The sequence below is a fragment of the Armatimonadia bacterium genome (assembly GCA_039679385.1).
In the GTDB taxonomy this organism is placed as follows: Bacteria; Armatimonadota; Zipacnadia; order Zipacnadales; family JABUFB01; genus JAJFTQ01.
In genome coordinates this window covers 29,108-52,561 of record JBDKVB010000097.1, presented here as the reverse complement: position 1 = coordinate 52,561, position 23,454 = coordinate 29,108, and the positions used below count along the sequence as shown (strand labels likewise).

Here is a 23,454-nt window from a genome sequence, read left to right as displayed (position 1 = left end):
GTCGAACCATATCAACTCGGAGCATTCGCGACAAGAGATCCGAGCCCACAACTGGATAGGGAGGACCCTAGATGGCGAAGTACAAGCCCGTCTACATGTTCAGCGACGACACCACGGAGCTGGAGAAGGAACTGAAGCACGAGGGCGAGGCCCTCAAGAACCTGCTGGGTGGCAAGGGCGCCAACCTCAACATCATGACCCGCGCCAAGCTGCCGGTTCCGCAGGGCTTCACCGTTACCACTGAGATGTGCAACGAGTTCACCAGGCTCGGTGGTAAGTACCCCGCCGGCCTCAAGGACGCCATCCTTGCCTGCATGCGCAAGCTCGAGGCCGAGACCGGCAAGGAGTTCGGCAACCCCCAGAACCCGTTGCTCGTCTCCGTGCGCTCCGGCGCTCGTTCCTCGATGCCCGGCATGATGGACACCGTACTGAACCTTGGCATGAACGACGAAGTTGCCGACGGCATGATCGCCATCACCGGCAACGAGCGCTTCGTCTGGGACGCCTATCGGCGCCTCATCATGATGTTCGGTAACGTCGTCATGGGCGTCAAGCGCGAGCTCTTCGAGGGGTGTTTCACCGAGGTCAAGAAGGAAGAGGGCGTCACCGAGGACACCGAAGTCTCCGTCGAGGGCCTGAAGAAGGTCGTCGCGATGGAGAAGAAGGTCTACAGCAAGGAAGTCGGCAAGCCCTTCCCGCACAAGTCCGAAGAGCAGCTCATGGAGGGTGTCCGCGCCGTCTTCGAGTCCTGGGAGAATGACCGCGCAATCGCCTACCGCAACATGAACAAGATCCCCCACGACTGGGGCACTGCTGTCAACGTGCAGACCATGGTCTTCGGCAACATGGGCGAAGACTCCGGTACGGGCGTCGCCTTCACCCGCGACCCCGCAACCGGTGAGAAGGTCCTCTACGGCGAGTACCTACAGAACGCCCAGGGCGAGGACGTTGTGGCCGGCATCCGCACCCCCGTGCCGATCGCCGAACTCGAGAAGATCGACAAGAAGTGCTACGACCAGTTCGTCGACATCTGCGCGCGCCTGGAAGCCTTCTACAAGGACGTCCAGGACATGGAGTTCACGATCGAAAAGGGCAAGCTCTTCATGCTGCAGACCCGCAATGGCAAGCGGACCGCGCAGGCCGCCCTCAAGATCGCTGTAGACCTCCACGATGAGGAGCGCATCACCGAGGACGAGGCCGTCATGCTCGTCCCGCCGGATCAGCTCGACCAGGTCCTGCATCCCCAGTTCGACCCGGCGTCCCGCAAGAAGCACCCTGTCATCGCCGAGGGCGTCGACGCTTCGCCAGGCGCGGCAGCCGGTAAGGTCGTCTTCCACGCCAGCGACGCCGAGAAGTGGGCCGAGCAGGGCGAGCGCGTCATTCTCGTCCGCACCGAGACCTCGCCGGAAGACATCCGCGGCATGAAGGCAGCCAGGGGTATTCTCACCTCCTTCGGCGGCAAGACCTCCCACGCTGCTGTTGTTGGTCGCCAGATGGGCACCCCGTGTGTCGTCGGCTGCGGCGAGATCGAGATCGACGAGAAGAAGAAGCAGTTCGTCGCCCGCGGCACGACCGTCGTCAAGGAAGGCGACTGGATCTCCATCGACGGCGGCGACGGCGAGGTCATGAGTGGCGAAGTCCGCCTCGGCGAGTCCGTCATCATCCGTGGCCTCCGTGGCGACAAGAAGTCCCAGAAGGACCCGATGTATGTCTACTTCACCCGGCTGATGAGCTGGGCGGACAATGCGCGGACCATGGGTGTGCGCGCCAACGCCGATACGCCCGAAGACAGCACTCTGGCCATCGCTCTTGGCGCCGAGGGTATCGGCCTCACCCGCACCGAGCACATGTTCTTCAATGAGGAGCGCATCCTGAGCTTCCGCAAGATGATCCTCGGCGAGACCGCTGAGCAGCGCGAGACCGTCGCCCTCAAGGAGCTCCTCCCGCATCAGCGCAAGGACTTCACCGGCATCCTCAAGGCCATGGACGGCATGCCCGTCATCATCCGCCTGCTCGACCCGCCGCTGCACGAGTTCCTGCCGCGCGAGAAGGAAGCGGTGGCCGAAGTCGCCGCAGCCATCGGCAAGACGCCCAAGCAGGTCGTCGAGATGACCGAGGCCCTGCACGAGTCCAACCCGATGCTCGGTCACCGTGGCTGCCGCCTCGGCGTCACCTTCCCCGAGATCTACGAGATGCAGGTGCGCGCCATCTTCGAGGCCGCTTGCGACCTTAAGAAGAAGGGCCTCAACCCGAAGCCTGAGGTCATGATCCCGCTGGTCAGCCTCCAGGGCGAGCTCGAGATCTGCTTCGAGTACACCGAGCGGATCGCCAAGGAAGTCATGGCCAAGAAGGGCGTCGAAGTCGAGTACATGATCGGTACGATGATCGAGCTGCCGCGTGCTGCCCTGATCGCCGATGAGATTGCGCAGAAGGCCAAGTTCTTCAGCTTCGGTACGAACGACCTGACCCAGACCACCTTCGGCTTCTCCCGCGACGACGTCGAGGGCAAGTTCTTCGGCGACTACATCGAGAAGCGCATCTTCCAGGTCAGCCCCTTCGAGACGCTGGACCAGCAGGGCGTTGGCAAGCTCGTGAAGATGGCTGTTGAGCTCGGTCGCGGCACCAACCCGAAGCTCGAGCTCGGTATCTGCGGAGAGCACGGCGGAGATCCCGCGTCCGTCGAGTTCTGCCACAGGGTCGGCCTGAACTACGTGTCGTGCTCGCCGCTGCGCGTCCCGATCGCCCGCCTCGCCTCTGCCCAGGCAGCGATCAAGGACAAGGACGACAAGAACACCGTCGGCGAATAAGCCTCTGTACGCCAGGGGGAGGCCCGTCCTCCCCCTGGCGTTGCTCGTTTTGTGTAGGGTCCGGCTTGTCATTGGGCGGGGACGCCGGATACGCCAGGCGAAGCCCTCGTTACCACACACGACCTGGCGGATAACCGCAACGCACCACCTGCGGCCGCGACGACCGCTCCTCAGTCCGGACACCGCTGATTGCCAGAGACGATTTGACTTAGCTGTTTGAGGGATGAACCTCCTTCGGAGCCCCGTGCCGGGACGCCGCAAGGCCACCAGATGCTGAGGCCTTGCTTGCCTCCGGGGTGCTCCTGCCGAGGTATCGTGCATAGGAATGGGTGAGCCACGATGACCTATATTGAGAGCATTTTCGCACGCGAGATCCTGGATTCGCGCGGCAACCCGACCGTGGAAGTCGACGTTGAACTGATCGGCGGCGCTACCGGCCGCGCAGCAGTGCCCTCCGGTGCCTCGACCGGAGAGAGGGAGGCCCTGGAGCTCGTCGACGGCGATAAGGAACGCTTCGGTGGCAAGGGTCGCCTCAAAGCCGTAGACAACGTTAACGAGAAGATCGCCCCCGAGCTCGTCGGCTGGGACGCAATCGACCAGACCGCCATCGATGCTGCTATGATCGAGCTCGACGGCACCGAGAACAAGTCCGACCTCGGCGCCAATGCCATCCTCGGCGTCTCCCTCGCTGTCGCCAAGGCCGCAGCGAACGCCGTGGGCCTGCCGCCCTACCAGTACATCGGCGGCGTACACGCCCATACCCTTCCGGTCCCGATGATGAACATCCTCAACGGCGGGTCCCACGCGGACAACAACGTCGACCTGCAGGAGTTCATGATCATGCCGGTCGGCGCTTGCTGCTTCTCCGAGTGCCTGCGCTGCGGTGCCGAGGTCTTCCACGCGCTGAACAAGGTCCTCAAGGACCGCGGTCTCGCCTGCGGCGTCGGCGACGAGGGCGGCTACGCCCCGAACCTGCAGTCGAACGAGGACGCCCTCAAGGTTATCCTCGAGGCCATCGAGAAGGCCGGCTACACCCCTGGCGAGCAGGTCCGGATCGCTCTCGACCCGGCGGCCAGCTCCTTCTTCGACTCCGACAAGGGCAAGTACGTCCTCGCTGGCGAGGGCAAAGAGCTGACCTCCGCCGAAATGATCGACTTCTACGCCGACCTCGTCGAGCGCTACCCGATCATCTCCATCGAAGACGGTCTTGACGAGAACGACTGGGAGAACTGGCCCAAGCTCCGCGACAAGATCGGGCACAAGGTCCAGATCGTTGGCGACGACCTGACCGTCACCAACACCAAGTATCTCAAGCAGGCCATCGACTGCGGCGCCATCAACGCGATCCTGATCAAGGTCAACCAGATCGGCTCGCTGTCCGAGACCCTCGCAGCCATCGAGATGGCCAAGCGCGCGAAGATGACCGCCGTGGTCTCGCACCGCAGTGGCGAGACCGACGATGCGACCATCGCCCACATCGTGGTCGGCACCAACGCCGGGCAGATCAAGACCGGCGCGCCCTCCCGCATGGACCGCGTCGCCAAGTACAACGAGCTGCTGCGCATCGAGGAGCAGCTTGGTGAGATCGGCGTCTACCCCGGGATCGAGGCCTTCTACAATCTGGGCTAGTCCTTAGCTGAGTTCCGACCTGCCGCGAGCCGGTGCGCATCTCTGTGCACCGGCTCGTTTCGTCAATCGAGGCTACCCGGAGGGCAGGTAGGTCGCTCCTCAAGCTCCGTGGACAGATAAGCCCCAGAATCTATATTACGATAAGTAACCGCCTCGCTGCTCCACCTGACCGATCTCCCGCCCTTCGCGCTCTTACCACGGACCGGAAGCGCCTCTGGAGAGTCTCTATAGAATTTCATGAGCAACTCTTGATTTTACCTTTCATTTTCGTTTAGAATACGGACGCATTGCTGGCAACTCCTGCAAGTCCCAACAGCCTCTGAGCCGGGTGGGGGGTCACCACGGCAGGCGGTGTGGGGCAAACTCCGCCTCCGTGGATGGCCACCGGCCATCCACCCCTCTACCCGCGCCAGACGCTTCGTGCCCAGCCGAACAACCGCTCTCACACTGATCCACGGGTACTGAACGCAGATGGCAGAATCCGACATCCTCAATCTAGGCAACGAAGCCGCCTCGGTCTCCGAGAAGTCCGCGGCAAGTGGCGCCGCCCAGTACTGGCCGGCCGAAAGCGAGCAGTTCATCCGGTTGCTCGCGGCAGCCTCTTCCGGTACGGCGCAGACGGCGATCGTCGTTGGTCCACCGGGGCGCGGCAAGAGCTGGCTACTTGGTGCGCTCATCGACGAAGCCAGGGCCGCCGGACACATCGCCCTGCATGTCCACGTCGACCGTTACTTCACTCCCGCAGGTCTTGCCGGGCGCGTCTCGCAGCGCCTGATTGAGCTCCATCCCCAGTTGACGCTCACCGATGCAGTCAAGCCCTCGGCCGATCCTGAGCTGCTGCCGCAACTTCTCGCCGCAGTCGACTTGCAGGCCCAGGCGGGCCAAGTCGCGACAGTGCTGGCCTTCTCAGGGCTAAACGCACATCTCGACGCACCCGCTAGCCTCGACGTCTTCGGTTACGTCTCAACCCTCCTCGAGCAGGGACGACGGCAGCTCCGCAACTGCCTGACCCTCGTGGAGTTGCGCTCCGGTTTCCAGTCCTCCAGGTTGGAGGGTCTGGCTCGTAGTGGACTGCTCCACTTCCCGGTGGGGGAGCCGGTCGACAAGCTGATCGAGCTCGTCCTGGGTTCGGACTCGGCGACTGGGCTTCCCTTCTCGCCGACGGTGCGGCCGGTTGCCGCAGCCCGGGCACGTGGCAACCTCCACGTCCTGCGGGCAGCGATGCGCAGCATTGCCTCACGGGCGGAGGCGGCTGGTCTGTCGGAGATCGGACCGGTGGAGTGGGAGGCCCTGGGTACCCGCACCATCGCCGATGAGCTCGAGGGCCTTGCCTTGCCTCGCTGCAACGCTTTGCTCTCCGCACTGGTTGACTGGCCTGCAGGCGGCTACATCCACCTCTCCGATCTCGAGCGGCGCCTGCAGATTGAGAACGCTGTCGCGACGCCGGAGGAGTTCGCGGAGCAGCTCCTGCAGTTGCGTCAGGGCGCGCCGGTCCTCGATCTCGTGCCCCAGGGCGACCCACCTCATCTCCGGTTCCAGTGGCCTGAGCTGCGGTCGGCCCTGGCGCGCTCACGAAGGCGTGGTATCCCGACAAGCGTTCTGGTTCTGCGACGGCGTCTCCAGGCACAACTGATCGAGGCCGGGCAGGCCGCGCAGGCTGACGATCCCGAGACGGCCCTCCGGGTCCTGCAGCTTGTCGTGGCCGATTCTGAGGATGAAGAACTGGAGACCTTCCGCAAGCAGGCCGCTGCGCTGGCCGTCGAGATCTGGCAGGGGCATCACTCGCCGACTACCGCCCAGCGGGTAACCGCGGCACATCTGCTGCGAGCGACCGCCGGGCAACGTGCCATCCGCTATCTGGTTGTCGGCCTTTCGTACCCCGACAGCGAGCTGAAGCTGGTCGCCGAGGAGTGCCTCTGTGAGATCGGCGCGCCTGCTGCCGGCGCTGTAGCAAGCCTGCTGGCCGCGCCGGACGTTGAGCTGCAGCTCGTGGCGATCCGCCTCCTTGGTCGCATCTCCTCGGGCGAGGCCTTCGATGCCCTGGAGAGAACGCTGACGGCAGAGGCGTCCGTGCTACGACTGGCTGCGATCGAGGCCCTGACTGCACTCGCCGACAGACGCGCGGGCAAGGCGTTGGCAACTTGCCTGGGCGACCCAGAGTCCGAGGTGCGGATTGCGGCGCTGTCAGCGATCGCCTCTCTGGGCTACACTGGCGCAGTCGACGCGGTCGGCGCTCTTCTCATTGATGAAAGCCCGCGAGTTCGCGAAGCGGCCGCCGATACTCTGACCAGCCTTGGGCACCGCGATGCCGTTCCGGCGCTCATGCACTGCCTGGCCGACGCCAGCCTTCAGCTACAGGAGGCTGCCGCCAGGGCCCTGGTGACCTTCGGCGAGAACGCGCGAGTTGCACTGCTCGACGCCCTGGGCGCCCCGGAGGTCAGCGAGCGGCTGGTCGGCTTGCGTGGGTTGCGCTTCTTCCCACCTTCGCAGTCCGTTCCACCCATCGTCGGGTGCCTGCGTGATGAAGACCGCGAGGTCGTCGAGGCTGCCGCTGAGCGGCTGGTGGAGTTCGGGTCTGACGCGGTGTCGCCCGTCGCGGAGCTTCTGGCCGACCGCCGTGACCGCGTCCGTGAGGACGCTGGTCATGTGTTGGCGCGCCTCGGTGAACCGGCTGTTGCTGTGGTCGAGGGCGCGCTCGTCGACCGCGAACCACTGGCACGTGCCGCCGCTGCACGGACCCTGGGTGAGATGCGACACGAGGCCTCTCTTGGGGCTCTCACTCGGGCCGCTGCCGACGAAGACAGCCGGGTTCGTCTCGCAGTCCTTCGTGCCCTGGTTGACCTGGGCACCGTTGAAGCGCTGGAGCCCATCGTTCTCGCCATGGCTGACGCAGACTCACGGGTTGCTGCCCTGGCCAGCGACGCTGTGGCGCATCTGGGCGACCGTGCCCTCAACGCTCTCCTGAACCATCTGGAGACGACCGTCGCGGGACTGGGCGAAGCAGTCGCTGCTGCCCTGGCCACGATCCCGGCAGCCGCCACTCCAGCCCTGGTGCAGATCCTCTCGCACGACACGCCGCCACGGCAGGCAGCCGCGGTTCAGGCCTTGCAGAGGATTGCCGCACCTGAGGCGGCCGCTCCGGTTCTCGAGCTGCTTGACACACCGGCGCCTGTGGGAGAGGCCGCACGGGAGTTCGCTCTCCAACTGCCCGCTCTCTCTCTCCCCGCACTAGTTGAGAAGCTGCGTGCCGAGCGCTCTGAGCTCCGGAGGATCGCGGCGGACATCTGTGTCGCCCTTGGTCCGACTGGACTGCAGGCCCTCGTGGAAGTCTTGAGCACCGGTGAGGAGGTCGCCAGGGTCGCTGCCCTGGACGCCCTCGCCCTGTCAGGGGCAGGGATCGCACGCGAGCCGATCGTTGAGGCCACTCGTGACGAAGCGGGAGTGGTGCGGGTCCATGCCGCGAGCGCGCTTGGGCTGGTGCGGACCGCGGACGGTCTATCCGCCCTGTGCCGCCTCATTGCAGACACGGACGCCGAGGTGCGGAGTGCCGCAGCCAACTCGCTCCTGGTTCATGGACGCGACGCGCTCACCGCGCTGATCGACTACTACAGCCTGCGCAGTCGACTTCCCGAGCCGATCGTCACGCTAACACTTCGCGCGATGGGGGATGCTGCCGCCGCCGGGCTGATGGACCTGGCACGTTCGCAGTCGGCTCACGTGCGAGCCGGGGCGATCAACTGCCTGGTAGCGCTTGAGCACCAGGACTTGCTTGACCTGCTGCCCGGCCTGATGGGCGACCTCGACGACGAGGTGCGCGGATCCGTGCGGTCCGCCGTCCGACGCTTCGGTCGGGAGGCCTTGCCTCACGTCCTTCGAGGGTTCCTGGGCGACAGTGCTCCCGCCGAGGAGCTGGGCCGTGAGTGTTTCGCCTTGCTGGGCGAGATGTCGGTACAGCCTCTCGTCGAGCTCCTACTCGACTTCAACAGCCCCTTCCGGGTCCGAGCCATCACGGCGCTGGCCCAGGTTGGTTCCGCAACGTGTCTCGAGCCCCTGGTTCAGGTCATGGCCGAACGTGATGATAGCGTCCGCGTTCCGGCCCAGGACACCATCGTCAGCTTCGGCGACGAAGCCATCCCGATCCTTCTCGAGCATCTGGATGATCCGAACCCGGTGCTGCGGGAATCCGTTGTCACCTCCCTGGGGCGGATGACAGACCTCGCCTTGCCGGCGATCCTTGACGTCCTCACTGAGGCGCCGGACACTCGCCGAGCCATGGCGATCCGGGTCCTGCAGAGCATGCAGGTCAGCGACGGCGTGCCGCTCGTGGTCGATCTGATCGCGATCTCCGGAGACCTGGGAGAGGCCGCCCGCGACTACCTCACTGACCATGTGGATCTCGCGCTGCCGCTCCTGGGTGAGAAGCTGGCTTCCCAGGAGGCAAGCCTGCGAGACGCCGCCGTCGATCTGATGGTGTCCGTTGGCGAGCCCGCGCTCCAGACTCTCGCGAATGCCGCGGTGGACTCCCCGATGGCTGGGCGTATGGCTGCCCTGCGAGGTCTGGAAGCCCTCGGGGGCGCTACTGCGCGCCTCGCCGTCTCCATCGCCGCGACCGATCCAGAGGCGCAGGTACGCGCCCTGGCGGTCCAGATCCTAGTGCGAATGGGCGACCTCGCCACTGCCGCTCCGCTGGTCAACGACGAAGACCGCACGGTCTGCGAGGCGGCCATCGAGGCTCTGGCCGATCACGGCATCCTGGCAGTCCAGGCGATCCTGGATGCCTTCGAGCCCAACCTCGTCGCGCCACCCGCACAGGTCATCCGCGCGCTGAGCATCTTCGACGACGTTGCAGCACAGGCACTGCTCACCGCACTCGCCTCACCCACGGCGCTGCGTCGTGCCGGAGCAGTGAGCTGCCTGTGTGCCCTGGGCCATACCGACACCTTCCCGCAGGTGGCCTCTCTGCTCGCGGATCCGGAACTGACTGTCCAGCAGGCAGCGGCCGACGCTCTCGTACGAGCTGGGGCAAACGCCGTCGCCGCCCTGGTGTCTGCCTTGACCACGGGAGACGAGGCCCTCGTCACTCCTGCCGGTGACTGTCTGGAGCGACTTGGTGACTGCGCCGTCCCGCCACTGCTGGCTGCTGCGGAAGACCGGACCGTTGAACGTCGTGACGCCGCCATCGATGTGATTGCGCGGATCAACCCGATTGGCTGCGCCTCGCACTTCGTCGGGTGGCTGCGCAACAACGACGAGCGCATGCGCGTTGCGGCGGCGAACGCACTCAGGACCATCCATGACGAAGCCGCGATTCCCGATCTCCTCGACGGCATCGACGGCGACACCGAGCCCTCGCGTGATGCCCGACTGCAGGCTATCTGCAGCTTCGGCGAAGTGGCCGTTCCCCTCCTCCTGGAGCGCATGGAGGACCCGGGCTGGGCCAGCTCACCGGCTCTGGCACGGGCGCTGGCGACTCTTGGTGACATCGTCGAAGAGGCCATCCTGGAGCTGCTGGGCGACAAGCGTCCCGAGCGCCGTCTTCTCGCGACACGTACGCTGCTAGACATGAAGGTGGAGCGTGCTGCGCCGCAGCTTCTGGCCCTGGTCGTTGACGAGAGCTCCGAGGTGCGTGCTGCAGCCGCCCTGGCACTGGCAGCCCTTCCGTCGCACCTATCAGTCCCGCTCCTCGACGGCCTCAGGCACCCGGATCATGATGTGGCCAAGCTGTACATGGCAGCCGTGGCTGCACAGTCCGAGGAGTTCCTGGACATCGCCGCCGAGCACCTTGACGACACCGACCCAGCCATGCGCGCCGGGGTCATCCTCGCCCTGGGACGCGTTCGCCGTGACGCAGACTTCGCCCCTCTCACGGCAAGGCTTCGCGACGAGGTGCCACAGGTCCGCGTCGCTGCCACCTGGGCCTTGTCACGCTACCGCTCGGCCGAGGTGGCCGTCGTGCTGCTGGACGCCCTCGCCGACCCCGACGAGAGAGTATACGAGGCGGTCGTCTCCGCTCTACACGGCCTTGGCGCTGTGGCCCATCCGCTCATCGTGCAGCGCCTGGTCACCGAGTCCGACGAACTGGATGCCCGCGTCGCCCGGGTTCTCGAGTTGCCTGAAGCCACTGGCATGTCGCTCGTGCGCGGATGCCTGACCTCCTCCGAGCCGCAGTTCCGAGTGGCCGCAGCACGGGCTCTTGGGCACCTGGGGGCCGGCGACGACGCTCCAGTCCTTGCCGAGTTGCTTTCTGATGACGTCGCGCAGGTCCGTGAGGCTGGCGCAGGAGCGCTTCTGCGGATTGGCGAAGCCTCTTTGCCATACCTGCTGCAGCACCTCCAGCGCGGCGAGGCCAACAGCATCGACCTTGTCCAGCAGACCCTCCTTGCCTTCGGTCAGGCCGCCGTCGATCCCTTGACGGAGATGCTGCCTGCAGCCGATGCGACCGCCAGACGCCGGGTCATCGAGACCCTGTGTGAGATCGGCGACCCGCTGCCCGCGCCGGAGATCCTCGACTACCTGTCAGATCCGGTCGATGGCGTCCGGATCGCAGCGGCGCGAGCCCTACAGCGGTTCCGCTATGCACCGGCGATCGGCACGCTACTCCAGAACCTCGACAGCGAGGTGCCCGAGGTCCGCGAGGCCAAGGCTGAGGTCGTCGTGGGCTTCGGTGCTCTGGCCGTTGCGAACGTCCTCGAGGATCTGGACCACCACGGCTGGTCAAGTGAGCGCCAGGTCGTCGCAATCCTGCGCCGTCTGGACGAGCCCGCAGCCCAGCAGTGTGTGGAGATGCTCAGCTCTGAGGAGCACCATTTGCGCTGGATGGCGGTGAAGGCCCTCGGGCTGCTGGACACTTCCGCACACGCGATGTGTGTCGCGCCGCTGCTTGCTGATGAGGATGCCCAGGTCCGCGAGGCCGCTCTGGTCACCCTTTCGGTCGCAGGCCAAAGGGGAGCCGAAGCAGCCGCTCAGTGCCTCGAGGAGCCGGACGTCGTGCGTCGGCAGCGGGTCTCCCGGGCACTCGTGGAAATCGGCGACGCCGGCGTCGATGCCGCTGTCAGGGCCTGCGAGACTGCGCACGTCAGCGGGCGCCTCGGCATCGCCGAGGTTGTGGCCTTGTCGCAGCGTCCCGGTGACCTCCCGGTACTCAGCACCCTGTTGCAGGACCCGTCGGTTGCGGTGCGGCTCGCGGTCTGTGATGCCCTTGCCGAGTGGCAGACTCCGGACTGCGCTGCGATGTTGGTGCAGGCTCTCCGCGACCCCGAACCAAAGGTCACTGACAGAGCGGTCGAGGGCCTCAGGGCCCTCGGCGAAGTCGGTGGCGAGGCCCTGGCGACCATCCTCGTCGAGGAGACCGGCCCCGAGGACGAGGTGCTCCTGACCGCACTGACAGCCCTGGGCGAGCCGGCTCTCGCTGCCTTGCACTCGTACCTCGAGCGCGACGACGTCGCGGTCCGCACGCGCACGATCGAAGTCCTGATGCGGGTCAAGCAGCCGGCCTCTATGGCGCCCCTGGCCGGTTGTCTCGGCGTTTCCGCGATGGCAGTCCGGGCGGCAGCCGAGGAGGCTCTGGCCGAGTTCGGTGCTAACGCCGTTGCACAAGTGCATGCGGTTCTCCTCAAGGGAGTTGCACCTGCCTGCAGTGCCGCTGGCGCTACTCTCGCGCGGATTGGCCTGGCCGCCGTCTCTGCGCTGGTGCAGGGCATCCCGGGCAGTCCTGTGGAGGCCCGTGTCGAGGCGATCCGCGCCCTGACCGACATCGGCGACGCTGCCGTTGCGCCGCAGGTCACAGCTCACCTCACAGACCCTGAAGCCGCTGTCCGTGCCGCTGCCGCCGGTGCCGTGCAGCGCTTCCGCTATCTCGAGGCGCTCCCTCAGCTCATCAAGGGTATCTCCGACGAAGACACGGTGGCGCGGGGTGCGCGGGTCGATGCCATCTGCAGCTTTGGCGCTGCGTCGGTTCCTCTGCTCCTGGAGCGCCTGGAGGACCCGCAGTACGCGCAGGTTGCAGCTCTCCATGAGTGTCTGGCTCGCCTGGAAGACGTGTCCCACGGTGTCATCCTGGGCATGCTCTCCGACGAGACTCCGACGCGACGAGCCCTGGCAGCTCGGGTGCTGGAGCGCATGAAGCCCGAGGATGCCCTTGCGCCTCTGGCCGCGACGGTCCTCGACTCGGATGAGCAGGTCCGCATGGCGGCTGCACGGGCACTCCGGGCCTACGGAACAGCGGGTGCCCGGCCTCTGCTGGACCACTTCGCCACCACGGACCCGGTGCTCCGTGAGTACTACGCGCGGGCCCTGTCCGTTCAGGGCGACGAAGTCCTCGACCTGGTGGCCCATCTCCTCTCCGACGGGAACGTGGAGGCGCGACTCGCTGCCCTGCAGACCCTCTCCTATGCTCTTCGACCTTCGGATCAGGGCACTGTGGAGGCCTGCCTCGTCGACGATGACGTTGCCGTCCGCTGCGCTGCCTGCACTGCCCTGGCTCGCTTCGGCAATCGACAGGCTGCTGAAGCCCTGGTGGAGGCCCTGGGTGACTCGCAGGAGGCTGTCTTCGATGCTGCTGTCGAGGCTATGGGGGCCCTGGGCGACGTCGCCTACGAGGTCCTGGTGCCGAGACTCGTGCGCGAGAACGGCGAACTGGATGAGCGCATCGTCCGCGCCATGGCCGTGGCCGGCGACGCTGCCGCGCCGGTACTGCGCGAGTGCCTGACCCGCGACTCTGTTGCCGTTCGAACTGCCGCTGCGAGAGCCCTCTTCTCCGTGGCCGGCGCCGAGGCGACCGGGGACTTCCTCGGCCTCCTCGACGATCCAGCCGAACCTGTCCGCCAGGTGGCCGTCGACTCCCTGCAGCAGATCGGCCCCTCGGTTGCCGGGAGCGCTCTCGATGTCCTGCGTGCCGGCAAGCTTCCCGGCGCCCTGTCCGCCGCCGACCTTCTGGGCCGGTTTGAGCGCGACATCTTCGACGATGTCCTGCCGATCCTCCGCTCTTCGGAGGTCGGGGCCAGAGCCGGTGCCGCCCGGTTGCTTGGGAGCCTTGGTGATGAGCGAGCAATCGCACACCTGGTCGTCCGCCTCAAGGATGCCGCAGCCGAGGTCCGTGCGGAGGCCGCCGGTTCACTTGGTCTGCTCGGTGCCGTCAGTGCCATCGCTCACCTGGTCGGCGCTCTTGAGGACCCGGACAGCCGGGTATCGAAGGCCGCCGTCGCAGCCTTCGCACGCATTGGTGAGCCGGCCGTCGATGGTCTCGTCAGTCGCATCCTGACCCCCGATGGAACGGTTCGCGATGACGTTGTCTTCGCTCTCGCCGGCATCGGTGAGGCTGCCGTAGAGCCCCTCCTTCGCGCGAGCAACGGTCAGCAGACCGATGTGACCGTGGCGGCCCTGCGGGCTTTGACGATCATCGGTGGTGAGAAGGCAGCCCAGCGGCTGGTGGCTGCACTCTATGATCCCCTCGCAGCCGTTCGCGCTGAGGCCAGTCAAGGCGTACGGGCCATCGGTCGAGTAGCAGTTCCGGTGCTGGTCGCCTCCCTTCGGCAGTCAGTGGCACCGGACGGTGGCGAAGCCCTGGTCGCAGCTCTGGCCGATCTGCGCGAGGCTGCGCTATCCGAGGTCGTCGCACTCCTGGAGAACAACGACGAGCGGCTGCGCAACGTGGGTGCTGAGGTCCTGGGCCGCATGGGTATGGTGGCGGCTCCTGTGCTGCGTCGCGCTCTCGGTCACTCAAATCCGGCGGTGCGGACCTTGGCCGCTCGTGGTGTCGCCCGCGTCGGTGACGTCTCGCTGGTTCCCGACCTCATCGATCTGCTCGAGGACAAGGACACCGGCGTCGTCGCCGAGTCGATCCATGCACTCGCAGACCTCGGTGACGCCCGTGCAGCAACGCCCATCGTTCGTTGTGTCGGCGCTACCAGTCCGGCGATCCGCGAGGCCCTCGAGTACGCACTTCCCGTGATGGGACCGGCAGTCGCTCTCCCGCTGACGGACCTGCTGACCTCGGAGGACCCGCTGGTCGTCCAGCAGGCGACTACCGCCCTGCGTCGTCTGGGACGTCCGGCAGAGACCGCGCTGGTGGGCCGGCTGAACAGCGAGTTGCCCGCAATGCGCGTCGCGGCCGCCAGGGTACTTGCGGTGCTCGACTCGCACGCCGTCATTGATCCCCTCGCAAAGCGCCTCAGTGATCCCGACGACGAGGTCCAGTGTGCAGTCGCGAGTGCCCTCGGAGCCCTCGGAGGTCCAGCGGTTGCCCCGGTTCTTGATCGCCTGACTGATCCCGATCCGCGGGTGTCCACAGCGGTACTGCTGGCCCTGCGAGCGATGACGGTCGACCCGATCTACAGCCTGATGGAGCGCGCTCGCGACGCCGACGAGAAGATGCGCTTTGCCGCGGTGAAGATGGCCGGTCGGTACGGTAGGGAAGAGGCGGTTCCGACCCTTCAGCAGCGGCTCCAGGACACCTCGCTGGCGATCAACCGCGAGGCAGCCATCGCTCTCAGCGAGATCGGGACCGAGCGTGCTATCAAGGTCTTGGCCGAGACCGCCATCACCCCGCGCCTGGAGTTGGCGCAGGTCATCCTTGAGCTTCTGCGGGGGCACCCGTCCCTGGCCATCCCGATCTTGGTACGACTGGCCGCACGTCCTGAGGCGCCGCCGGACCCGGACTATGCCTCCGTCGCCACCGACCTTGCTCGGAGCGCTCCCGGAATCGTCGACGAGCTCCTCGCGGATCCGGATGAACCCGTGCGCCGGGCTGCGGCAGTCATCCTCGGCGACATCGGCGACAGCCAGTCGCTGCGTGCCCTCGTCCGCAAAGCACGCGACCCGGATGTGGCCGTGCGCAAAGCCGCAGCGGTGGCCCTCGGACGCATGGGCGCCGAGGCCGTTCGACCCTTGGCCGCACTCCTGGGCGATCCGGAGCCTGACGTGCGACGAGCCGCCGCCGACGTACTGGCAACTATCGAGCAGGGCGGCGCCGAACTGCTGGTGCAGCAACTGAACTCCAGCAATGACACCGCACTCAAGGCCCTCGTCTGCACTGCCCTGGGACGCAGCACCTCGCCACGGGCTGTCTCGGCCTTGCGCGAGGCCATGCACAGAGAGAGCGACGAGTTGGTCCAGGTGTCGGCCGCTGCAGGACTCGCACGCCTGGGGCATCCAGACGGCCTGACCAGCCTCGAGACGGCCCTGCACTCGCCCGATGACGATACCCGCGGGCAGGCCGCCGAGGCTCTCGCCGACCTTGGCGGAACGGTTGCCCTCGCCCTGGTGTCGCTGATCGACGACTCCAGCGAGCGGGTTCGTGAGGCCGTCACCCGGGCCTTCCGTCACCTTTCGGCCGACGAGATCCCGATGCTGTACCCGTACATTCACCATCCCGATCCGCAGGTGAGAACCGCTGTTGCCTGCGCTCTGCGTGAAGTGCCGCGCGATCCGCAGGCCCTTAAGCTGCTCCTCGGGATGCTCCGAGACGAGGACGAAGGCGTCTGCAACGCAGCGATCGAGTCCCTGCCTCTGTTCGGTGATTCTGCGATGGAGGCACTCTCCGAGGACGCCCTGTCCGGAGATCCGGAACGTCGCTATGCAGCCTGCTGGGCCCTGGGACAGCTCGGACCGCAGGCCGTGGATACCCTGGTGCTCCTGGCGCGCCAGGACGCACCAGACGCCCGTTCAGACGCCTTCCGAGCTCTGGGACGCATTGGTGATCCGAGGGGCCGTGAGGCTGTCCTGGCCGGCCTGCAGGACCCGGCTCCCAAGGTCAGGGTCGCCTCCGTCGGTGCCTTGCGTCGCCTGGCTACCGGCGAGGACGCCCTGGTCCTCGTCGACGCGCTGGCCGACAGCGACACCAACGTCCGCATGGTTGCCGCTTCCGTCGCACCCGCGCTGATGACTGGCGCCTTGCGGCAGGGCATCGTGGGCCTGCTGCAGCATGACTCCGCCGACGTCAGAGCCGCTGCTGCCCAGGTTCTGCGCCAGGACGGTCATCCCAGTGCCGCACCGGCCCTGCGGAAAGCAGCCGCGCGCGAACCGGAGGTCTGGATCGCCGAGATGATGGAGGCCGCCGCCGAAGCGATCACGGGCTAACCGCCGCCAGTCTCCTCGCCCACGTCCTGCAGGCCCGGCCTTCTTCCGCCGGTATGCAGGACGTCTGGCCTGTCGCCGCGAATTGCCCTCCTCACTGCACACTGCACGAGGCCGACCTCAATGAATGATCCCTCACTAGAGCGCGCTGGCGCCTCAGACGCCGGAGCGCTGACATCGCTGTCCCTCCTGCAGCGGACGCGGACACTGCTCGAGAGCCACCAACTGCGCCCGGTGAAGTCGCTGGGGCAGAACTTCCTGATCGACGACAACCTCGCCCGCAAGATTGCGGCGGCGGCACTTGAGTTCCAGCCGAAGCGGATCGTCGAGGTGGGCCCCGGTCTGGGCGCGCTGACTACTGCCCTGGCCGACGGCGGTGTCGAAGTCGTGGCCTTCGAGAAGGACCGCAAGCTTGAGGCGCCGCTGCGCGAGCTGCTGGTGTCATACGCGGGCGTCGAGCTGCGCATGGGCGACTTTTTGGAGGCTGAGGGCCTGGACGAGCTGAGCCCCGGCTCCGTCGCCGTGGGGAACCTGCCCTACTACGTGACCACCCCGATTCTCGAGAAGCTGTTCCTGACCAGTCCGCCCTTTCTCGGGGTCATCGTCACGGTCCAGCGAGAAGTTGCGCAACGGTTGACCGCGCGTCCGGGGACCGCCGAGTACGGCTCGCTGACTGTTTTCTGCACCTACTACATGGAACGCGTGGAGGAGCTCTGTCGCCTGGGGCCCAGCGTCTTCCTGCCACAGCCAGGCGTGGCCTCCTCGGCGCTGCGGATGATCCCGCGCCGTGAGCAGCCACGGGAGGTCCGCGACCCGGTCTCCTTCTTCCTGGGGCTGCGGGCTAGCTTCGGCTACCGACGCAAAACGCTGGCGAAGGCCCTGGCATCGTCGCCCGATCTGAGCCTGACACGCGAGCAGGCCCAGGAGGTGCTCGTCAGCGCCGGAATCGACGGCCAACGCCGGGGCGAGACGCTGAGCTTCACGGAGTTCGTCGCCCTCGGTAACTCAATCGCCGGGCACAAGGAGACGCCTTGACCGCTTCACTGGGCCTTGACGCCTATGCCAAGATCAACTGGGCGCTGGAGCTTCTGGGCAAGCGCCCCGACGGGTACCACGAGATCCGCACGCTGACCCAGACGGTGTCCCTGTGTGACCAGTTGCGTGTCTCCGTGCGGGACCTGGTGCCGCCGGCACCACCCGTCACCCTCAGTGTCGAAGGTGACTGGCCTGCGCCGGCGAGTCCCTCCAACCTGTGCTGGAAGGCCGCACTGGCCTTCCGTGAACGCTTTGGCTGGCCGGAGGCGGTTGACCTGTGGCTTTCCAAGGAAGTGCCTGTGGGTAGTGGCCTTGGCGGCGGCAGCAGCGATGCTGTGGCGGTCCTGATGGCCTTGTCACGGCTCAGCAGGAAGGGTGACACCGAGAGCCTGCTTGAGCTGGCGGGCAAGCTGGGCTCAGATACTGCTCTATTCGTGCGCGGAGGCGCTGCGCTGTGCAGTGGACGCGGCGAAATCGTGACCCCGGTTCCCTGCCCGCGCGAGTACCATCTGGTCCTGGCGCGTCCCGACTGCTCTGTGTCCACGCCGGAGGCCTACTCACTGCTCCAGCCCGCCGACTTCACCAGCGGCGAGCAGGTGAAGGCACTTGCCGAGCATCTGACCCAGGGCGCGGAGCCGGCCGCAATCGCCGGGAGTCTGGTCAACACCTTCCGGGACAAGGTGGCTCAGCGCTACCCGCAGATCGACGAGGTAGTCGACGAACTGCGGGAGGTCGGAGCGCTTGGGGCCGAGATGACCGGCTCGGGCTCTGCGGTATTCGGGGTCGCCGAGGACGCAGCGCATGCCCGTGACATGGCTCAGCGCCTCCAGGATCGCAGGTTCTGGGTGCGGGCAGTCAAGACGGTTCCAGCAGGACACAAGGTCTGGGAGGACCAGCGATGAGTGAAAAACTCGCGGCCGCAGTTCTTGCTGCCGGTCGCATCGACACGAAGCTGCGCCAGGCCACTGGGGCAGAGGCGAAAGCCCTGATCCCGGTGGGCGGTCAACCGATCATCGACCGGATTCTCGGTGCCCTGGACGGTGCGGAGACGGTCGACGAGGTCCGGGTAGTCTGCGCCAAGGACTCGCCGGTTCTCAAGCATGTTGGGCCGCGCGCAGTCGAGGCTCAGGGGCCTGGCTTCATCGATACGCTGATGACCGGAGCCGAAGCTCTGGGCATGCCGGAGCGGCTCCTGGTCGTCACCGGCGACGTGCCTCTGGTGACCTCAGAAGGCCTCGACCATTTTTGCCGCCAAGCCTTGCAATGCGACGCCCATATAGTTTATCCTGTGGTGCGTCGGGGGGATAGCGAACGCGTATTCCCAGGGGGCCAGCGTACCTTCATCCGCCTGCGGGAGGAAGAGGTCACCGGGGGAAACGTGGCGGTGCTCAGCCGCGACTTCCTGCAGCACCAGGGAGACCGCCTATCTGAAGCCTTCGCAGCACGCAAGAACCCACTCCGCTTGTGCTCGATGTTGGGGTGGGGTTTCCTTTTGCGTCTTCTGCTTGGGCGTTTGGGCATTCCGGAAGTTGCTGCTCGCGCCGAAAAGGTGCTGGGCTCCAGGGTGCTGGTGGTCTACAGCCCGTATCCCGAGCTCGGCTTCGACGTTGACAAGCCCTCCCACCTGGCGAGTGTAGAAGCATGTCTGGCACAGCGTTCCACCTAGGCGCGGCTGCGTCCTGGGAGGGGCGTCGTTACCGCGAAGGCGGGACGGGACGACCTCTGAACACTGGGGCGTCGCCAAGCGGTAAGGCACGGGACTTTGGATCCCGCATTCGAAGGTTCGAATCCTTCCGCCCCAGCCAACCCCTTTCGGGAAGTCAGCAAGTCACATCTGAGGTGCACTATTGTGCAATACGGACCCCTGAAGATCTTCTCGGGCAACGCCAACCCCGAGTTGGCGAAGAGCATTTGCGAGATCCTTGGCGAACCCCTCGGGGACATGGTCGTAGACCGCTTCTCTGACGGAGAGGTTCAGGTCAAGATCAACGATAGCGTCCGTGGCAGCGATGTCTTCCTCATCCAGTCCACCTGCCACCCGGTCAATGAGCATCTCGTCGAGTTGCTCGTCATGCTGGACGCCTTCCGTCGTGGCTCTGCCGAGCGCATCGTCGCCGTCTTGCCCTACTATGGCTATGCGCGCCAGGATCGCAAGTCGCGCGGCCGCGAGCCCATCACTGCTAAGCTGGTGGCGAACCTCATCACCGGTGCAGGGGCAAGCCGCCTGCTCTCCATCGACCTCCACACCGACCAGATCCAGGGTTTCTTCGACATTCCCCTTGATCATCTCCCGGCCCGCCGAATCCTGGCCGAGTACTTCCGCGGTAGGGGCTTCGGCGGTGACGACACCGTCATCGTGGCTCCCGACGTGGGCGCGCTCGATGAGGTCAACCGCATGGCCGACGAGCTCGACGCTTCCATCGCCATCATTGCCAAGCGTCGCCCGCGCCCGAACATCTCCGAAGTCCAGGAGATCATCGGCGACCTCAAGGGCAAGCGCGCGATCATGCTCGATGACATGATTGACACCGGCGGCAGTCTCGCCGGCGGCGCTCGCGCCCTGCGCAACCTGGGTGCAGTCGAGGTTCATGGTGCCGCGACACACGCGATCCTGTCTGGGCCTGCAATGGAGAAGCTCAGCGACGACGCTCTCGACTCCATCGTGGTCACCGACACCATCCCCTTGACGCCGGAACTGCAGCAACTCGACAAACTTGTGGTGTTGAGCGTAGCACCACTTCTGGCCGAGGCAATTCATCGGATTCACAACAGTCAGTCTATCAGCGCTACACTCGGTAACAACGCGCCGCGACAGCAGCGTCTGCTCTAGACGTTGTCGTCGTTGCCGACAGGTCCCTCTCCAGAAAGCGCCAGGCAGGCCTGAGGGCGGCGATTCTCTGCCGCTTTCCTGGAGCCCTGAGTTTGACACTCTCCAGGGGCTCTGCTATAATGGCCGCGTTTCTGTCGGAGAGTGCCCTGAACCGACCCTGTAGCGCCTCACGGGGCGTCTGGCATGCATCCGTGTCCCCCGCGCAAGGAGGCCGTACCGCAAAATGGCGAGGAAGATCCTTGTCGTTGATGACGAGCGTCACATCGTCCGCCTAGTCGAAGTTAACCTGCAGCGCGCCGGCTATGATGTGGTCACGGCCTATGACGGCGTCGAAGCGCTCGAGAAGGTCAAGGCTGAGAAGCCTGACATGATCGTCCTGGACGTTATGATGCCGCGCAAAGATGGTTTCGAAGTGCTGCAGGATCTCCAGGGAAACCCGGCTACGGCGGATATCCCGGTCATCATGCTGACGGCCAAAGCTCAGGACGCCGACGTCTTCAAGGGATGGCAGTCCGGGGTTAGCTCCTACCTGACCAAGCCCTTCAACCCCCGCGAGTTGCTGACCTTTGTCGAGCGCATCTTCCAGAGCCTAGACGAAGGGCCTGCCGGCGGCGACGACCAGAGCGTCTGGGAAGTCTGAAGCCTTTCAACCGAAGCCAGACTCCCTCGGTTTGCTGCCCGTGTATGCAAAACGACCGCCCTGTTTGGGCGGTCGTTTCGTGTTCTCGTGCGTACTGAGCGGCCTACTGCACACTCAGCCCTGCGTCAAGGAACTGTCCGCCAACGGTCTGATGGCAATGAACGGCCAGCACGTTGCGGCCCGGAACTAGTGCCTTCCGAAGTGCCTCCGTTACCTCAACCACCCCGTAGTCCGTCGTGAACCCGGTGAGGGTCGCCAGCAGCTTGCCATTGAGGTAGACGTCGGCGTCCTCGTCGTGATGGATCTCCAGTAGCCCAAGCGTCATCTTGTTGTCCGCTACCGTGAACTCCTGCCGCAGCCACAGGTCCTCCGTCTTCCACTCAGTTCCCACGACGGCGCCAGGCGTGGTCGTGGTGCCGAAGCCACCAGGGCCCGTCTTCCAGACGCGGTCGTCATAGGCCACGGCCATCCATTCACCCTCGGGCTTGTCCATTGTGTAGCGCCAGGTCTGCGGCTTCTGCTGCGAGGTCGGCAGTAGCACCTGTGGGTGGAGTTCCGCCAATCGTGGCGGCTGCGTCTCGTAGGCAGCGGGGCGTGAGTTGATCGCCTTGAGGAGGGCCGGGTCGTACTTCGGCCGCCGGTCGTAGAAGTACACGCCGTTCTGCTCCTGCTCAATGTCGGTGAGCTGGGTGTAGCAGAAGCCAAACATGTTCGGGTTGTCCAGCAGGGCGTCCGTCAGGCCCTTGTAGCGCACCAGGAACTCCTGTGTACTGGTGGTGGCCGCACCGTAGCCCCAGGCCTTCTCCTGGCCCTCTCCGGCGGCCTGGAGGCGTGTTCCGCCGTACTCGCTGACAAAGTAGGGCTGGCCGCGGTAGGCGCTGCGCGGATCCTCCGGCCGGTTGTTCCAGGCGTTTGCACCGGTCAGCGAGAACAGGCTGTACCGGGCGCGGAAGCCGTCGGGATTCTGGTTGTAGTCGTGGCAGTCGTACACGTCGGTCTCGGGGACGAAGTGGACATAGCCACTCGTGTCCAGGAAGGGCCGGCTCGGATCGACCAACTGCGTCACGGCGAGGAGCTGCTGGGCCCTGGCTGCCCCCACATTGCTGCCGGTCTCGTTGAGCGGGCACCATCCGACGATGCTGGGGTGATTGCGATCGCGAGCGAGGACTTCCTGCCACTCGACCATGACCTGGGTGAGGGCCGCCGGGTCGTCCAGATTGACACCCCAGCTCGGGTATTCACCCCAGACGAGATAGCCGAGTCGGTCGGCCCAGTACAGCAGGCGGGGCTCGAAGACCTTCTGGTGCAGCCGCGCTCCGTTGAAGCCGGCCGCCATCGACAGTTCGATGTCGCCGCGCAGCGCGTCGTCAGTGGGGGCCGTGTAGATGCCCTCCGGGTAGAAGCCCTGATCCAGCACCAGACGCTGGAAGACCGGCTTGTCATTGAGCAGTACCCGGTTGCCCTCTACTCGGAGTGTTCGCATGCCGAAGTAGCCCCAGACCTCGTCCACCACTTTCCCCTCACGCTCGATCGTCACGCGCAAGTCATACAGGTTCGGCGAGCCGGGCTCCCACAGCTTCGGCTGTGTGATTGGCAGGACTGCGAGAGTCGAGCGCCAGGCAGCCGGAACCGTCTCCTCCGCCACGACCTTACCGGCGTCATAGGCGGCAACGCGAACCGTCGCACCCGTCGAGGGCCCACCAATCTGGGCCTGAACAACCGCGCGGCGTCCCTGCACATCCGGGGTCACTGTCAAGCTCTGCACCCAGGTGTCACCGGCCGCCTCCAGCCAGACCGTCTGCCAGATGCCCGTGGTGCGCGTGTACAGGCAGCCATAGCTCTCCGGCCGGTGCGACTGTTTGCCGGTTGCCTGGAGCCCGGACCGGGTGTCATCCTTGACCTGGAGCACCAGCTCGTTAGTGCCTTCCTTCGCCTGCTTCGTCACGTCGAAGCGGAAGGGTGTGTAGCCGCCACGATGGCTCCCCACATACACGCCGTTGAGCCAGACGCGGGCCTCCCAGTCGACTGCGCCGAAGTTCAGGAGTAGGCGCTTGCCCTCCATGTTGGCCGGTACCTCGAAGGTGCGGCGGTACCATACCTGAGTCATGAAGTCGGTGTTGGCGACACCGGACAGCTTGCTCTCGGGGCAGAAGGGGACCGTGATCGTCCGGGCAAGGTCGTGGCCGGTCATGAGACCGCGCTGCTCGCCGGTGGCCTCCTGGTCGACCTCGAACTGCCAGGTCCCGTTGAGGTTCAGCCACAGGTCACGGCGCAAATCCGGCCTTGGGTGCTCGGGGCGTGGCGCCGGTCCAGCCATGCAGACCGTCGACGCCACTACTGCGAGAACGGCTGCCAGGCAGCCTCGTGAGATTCTGTGCATCTTGGGCCCTCCCGTCAGGTTCGGCGATCTGAGATGGCGTGTTCCTTCAGCATCGACCTGT

The 23,454-nt window shown here is 65.8% G+C and carries 9 protein-coding genes and 1 tRNA gene; 9 read left to right on the top strand and 1 reads right to left on the bottom strand.

Going from position 1 to position 23,454, the window contains the following annotated elements:
• The first annotated feature begins 71 nt into the window (after nt 1-71).
• The 9 genes from ppdK to ABFE16_11535 all read left to right on the top strand — a co-directional run bounded on the left by ppdK (nt 72) and on the right by ABFE16_11535 (nt 21,013).
• A complete protein-coding gene (gene ppdK / locus ABFE16_11575) occupies nt 72-2,807 on the top strand; it encodes a pyruvate, phosphate dikinase (protein MEN6345933.1) in 2,736 nt (911 codons plus the stop codon).
• A 339-nt stretch (nt 2,808-3,146) separates the two neighbouring features.
• Nucleotides 3,147-4,436: a phosphopyruvate hydratase gene (eno, locus tag ABFE16_11570; GenBank protein MEN6345932.1), complete on the top strand. Its 1,290-nt coding sequence runs from the start codon at nt 3,147-3,149 to the stop codon at nt 4,434-4,436.
• A gap of 471 nt (nt 4,437-4,907) precedes the next feature.
• Nucleotides 4,908-16,511 carry a HEAT repeat domain-containing protein gene (locus tag ABFE16_11565; protein ID MEN6345931.1) on the top strand — a complete coding sequence of 3,868 codons (11,604 nt, stop codon included), beginning with the start codon at nt 4,908-4,910 and terminating at the stop codon, nt 16,509-16,511.
• Between the two features lie 120 nt (nt 16,512-16,631).
• Entirely contained in the window at nt 16,632-17,543 is a 912-nt protein-coding gene (gene rsmA / locus ABFE16_11560) for a 16S rRNA (adenine(1518)-N(6)/adenine(1519)-N(6))-dimethyltransferase RsmA (GenBank protein ID MEN6345930.1), read from the top strand.
• Nucleotides 17,540-18,445 carry a 4-(cytidine 5'-diphospho)-2-C-methyl-D-erythritol kinase gene (gene ispE, locus ABFE16_11555; GenBank protein MEN6345929.1) on the top strand — a complete coding sequence of 302 codons (906 nt, stop codon included), beginning with the start codon at nt 17,540-17,542 and terminating at the stop codon, nt 18,443-18,445. The genes rsmA and ispE overlap by 4 nt, the downstream gene beginning before the upstream one ends.
• Entirely contained in the window at nt 18,442-19,209 is a 768-nt protein-coding gene (locus ABFE16_11550; GenBank protein MEN6345928.1) for a nucleotidyltransferase family protein, read from the top strand. Before ispE ends, ABFE16_11550 begins: the two co-directional genes overlap by 4 nt.
• Nucleotides 19,210-19,273: 64 nt before the next feature.
• Nucleotides 19,274-19,348 (top strand) — tRNA-Gln (locus tag ABFE16_11545).
• Between the two features lie 44 nt (nt 19,349-19,392).
• On the top strand, nt 19,393-20,373 hold the full coding sequence (locus tag ABFE16_11540; protein MEN6345927.1) for a ribose-phosphate pyrophosphokinase: 981 nt from the start codon (nt 19,393-19,395) through the stop codon (nt 20,371-20,373).
• Between the two features lie 223 nt (nt 20,374-20,596).
• Nucleotides 20,597-21,013, top strand: coding sequence for a response regulator (locus ABFE16_11535; protein ID MEN6345926.1), 417 nt, complete (start codon nt 20,597-20,599; stop codon nt 21,011-21,013).
• A 103-nt stretch (nt 21,014-21,116) separates the two neighbouring features.
• On the opposite strand, the gene ABFE16_11530 is transcribed toward ABFE16_11535, so the two are convergent.
• The gene (locus ABFE16_11530) at nt 21,117-23,393 is read right to left on the bottom strand and encodes a sugar-binding domain-containing protein (GenBank protein MEN6345925.1); all 2,277 of its coding nucleotides are present in this window, start codon (nt 23,391-23,393) and stop codon (nt 21,117-21,119) included.
• Nucleotides 23,394-23,454: the final 61 nt, after the last annotated feature.

Bases quoted from the DNA above. Each gene is read 5' to 3' on its own strand.
- ppdK (MEN6345933.1), top strand. From the start codon at position 72: ATGGCGAAGTACAAGCCCGTCTACATGTTCAGCGACGACACCACGGAG.
- eno (MEN6345932.1), top strand. From the start codon at position 3,147: ATGACCTATATTGAGAGCATTTTCGCACGCGAGATCCTGGATTCGCGC.
- ABFE16_11565 (MEN6345931.1), top strand. From the start codon at position 4,908: ATGGCAGAATCCGACATCCTCAATCTAGGCAACGAAGCCGCCTCGGTC.
- rsmA (MEN6345930.1), top strand. From the start codon at position 16,632: ATGAATGATCCCTCACTAGAGCGCGCTGGCGCCTCAGACGCCGGAGCG.
- ABFE16_11550 (MEN6345928.1), top strand. From the start codon at position 18,442: ATGAGTGAAAAACTCGCGGCCGCAGTTCTTGCTGCCGGTCGCATCGAC.
- ABFE16_11535 (MEN6345926.1), top strand. From the start codon at position 20,597: ATGGCGAGGAAGATCCTTGTCGTTGATGACGAGCGTCACATCGTCCGC.
- ABFE16_11530 (MEN6345925.1), bottom strand. From the start codon at position 23,393: ATGCACAGAATCTCACGAGGCTGCCTGGCAGCCGTTCTCGCAGTAGTG.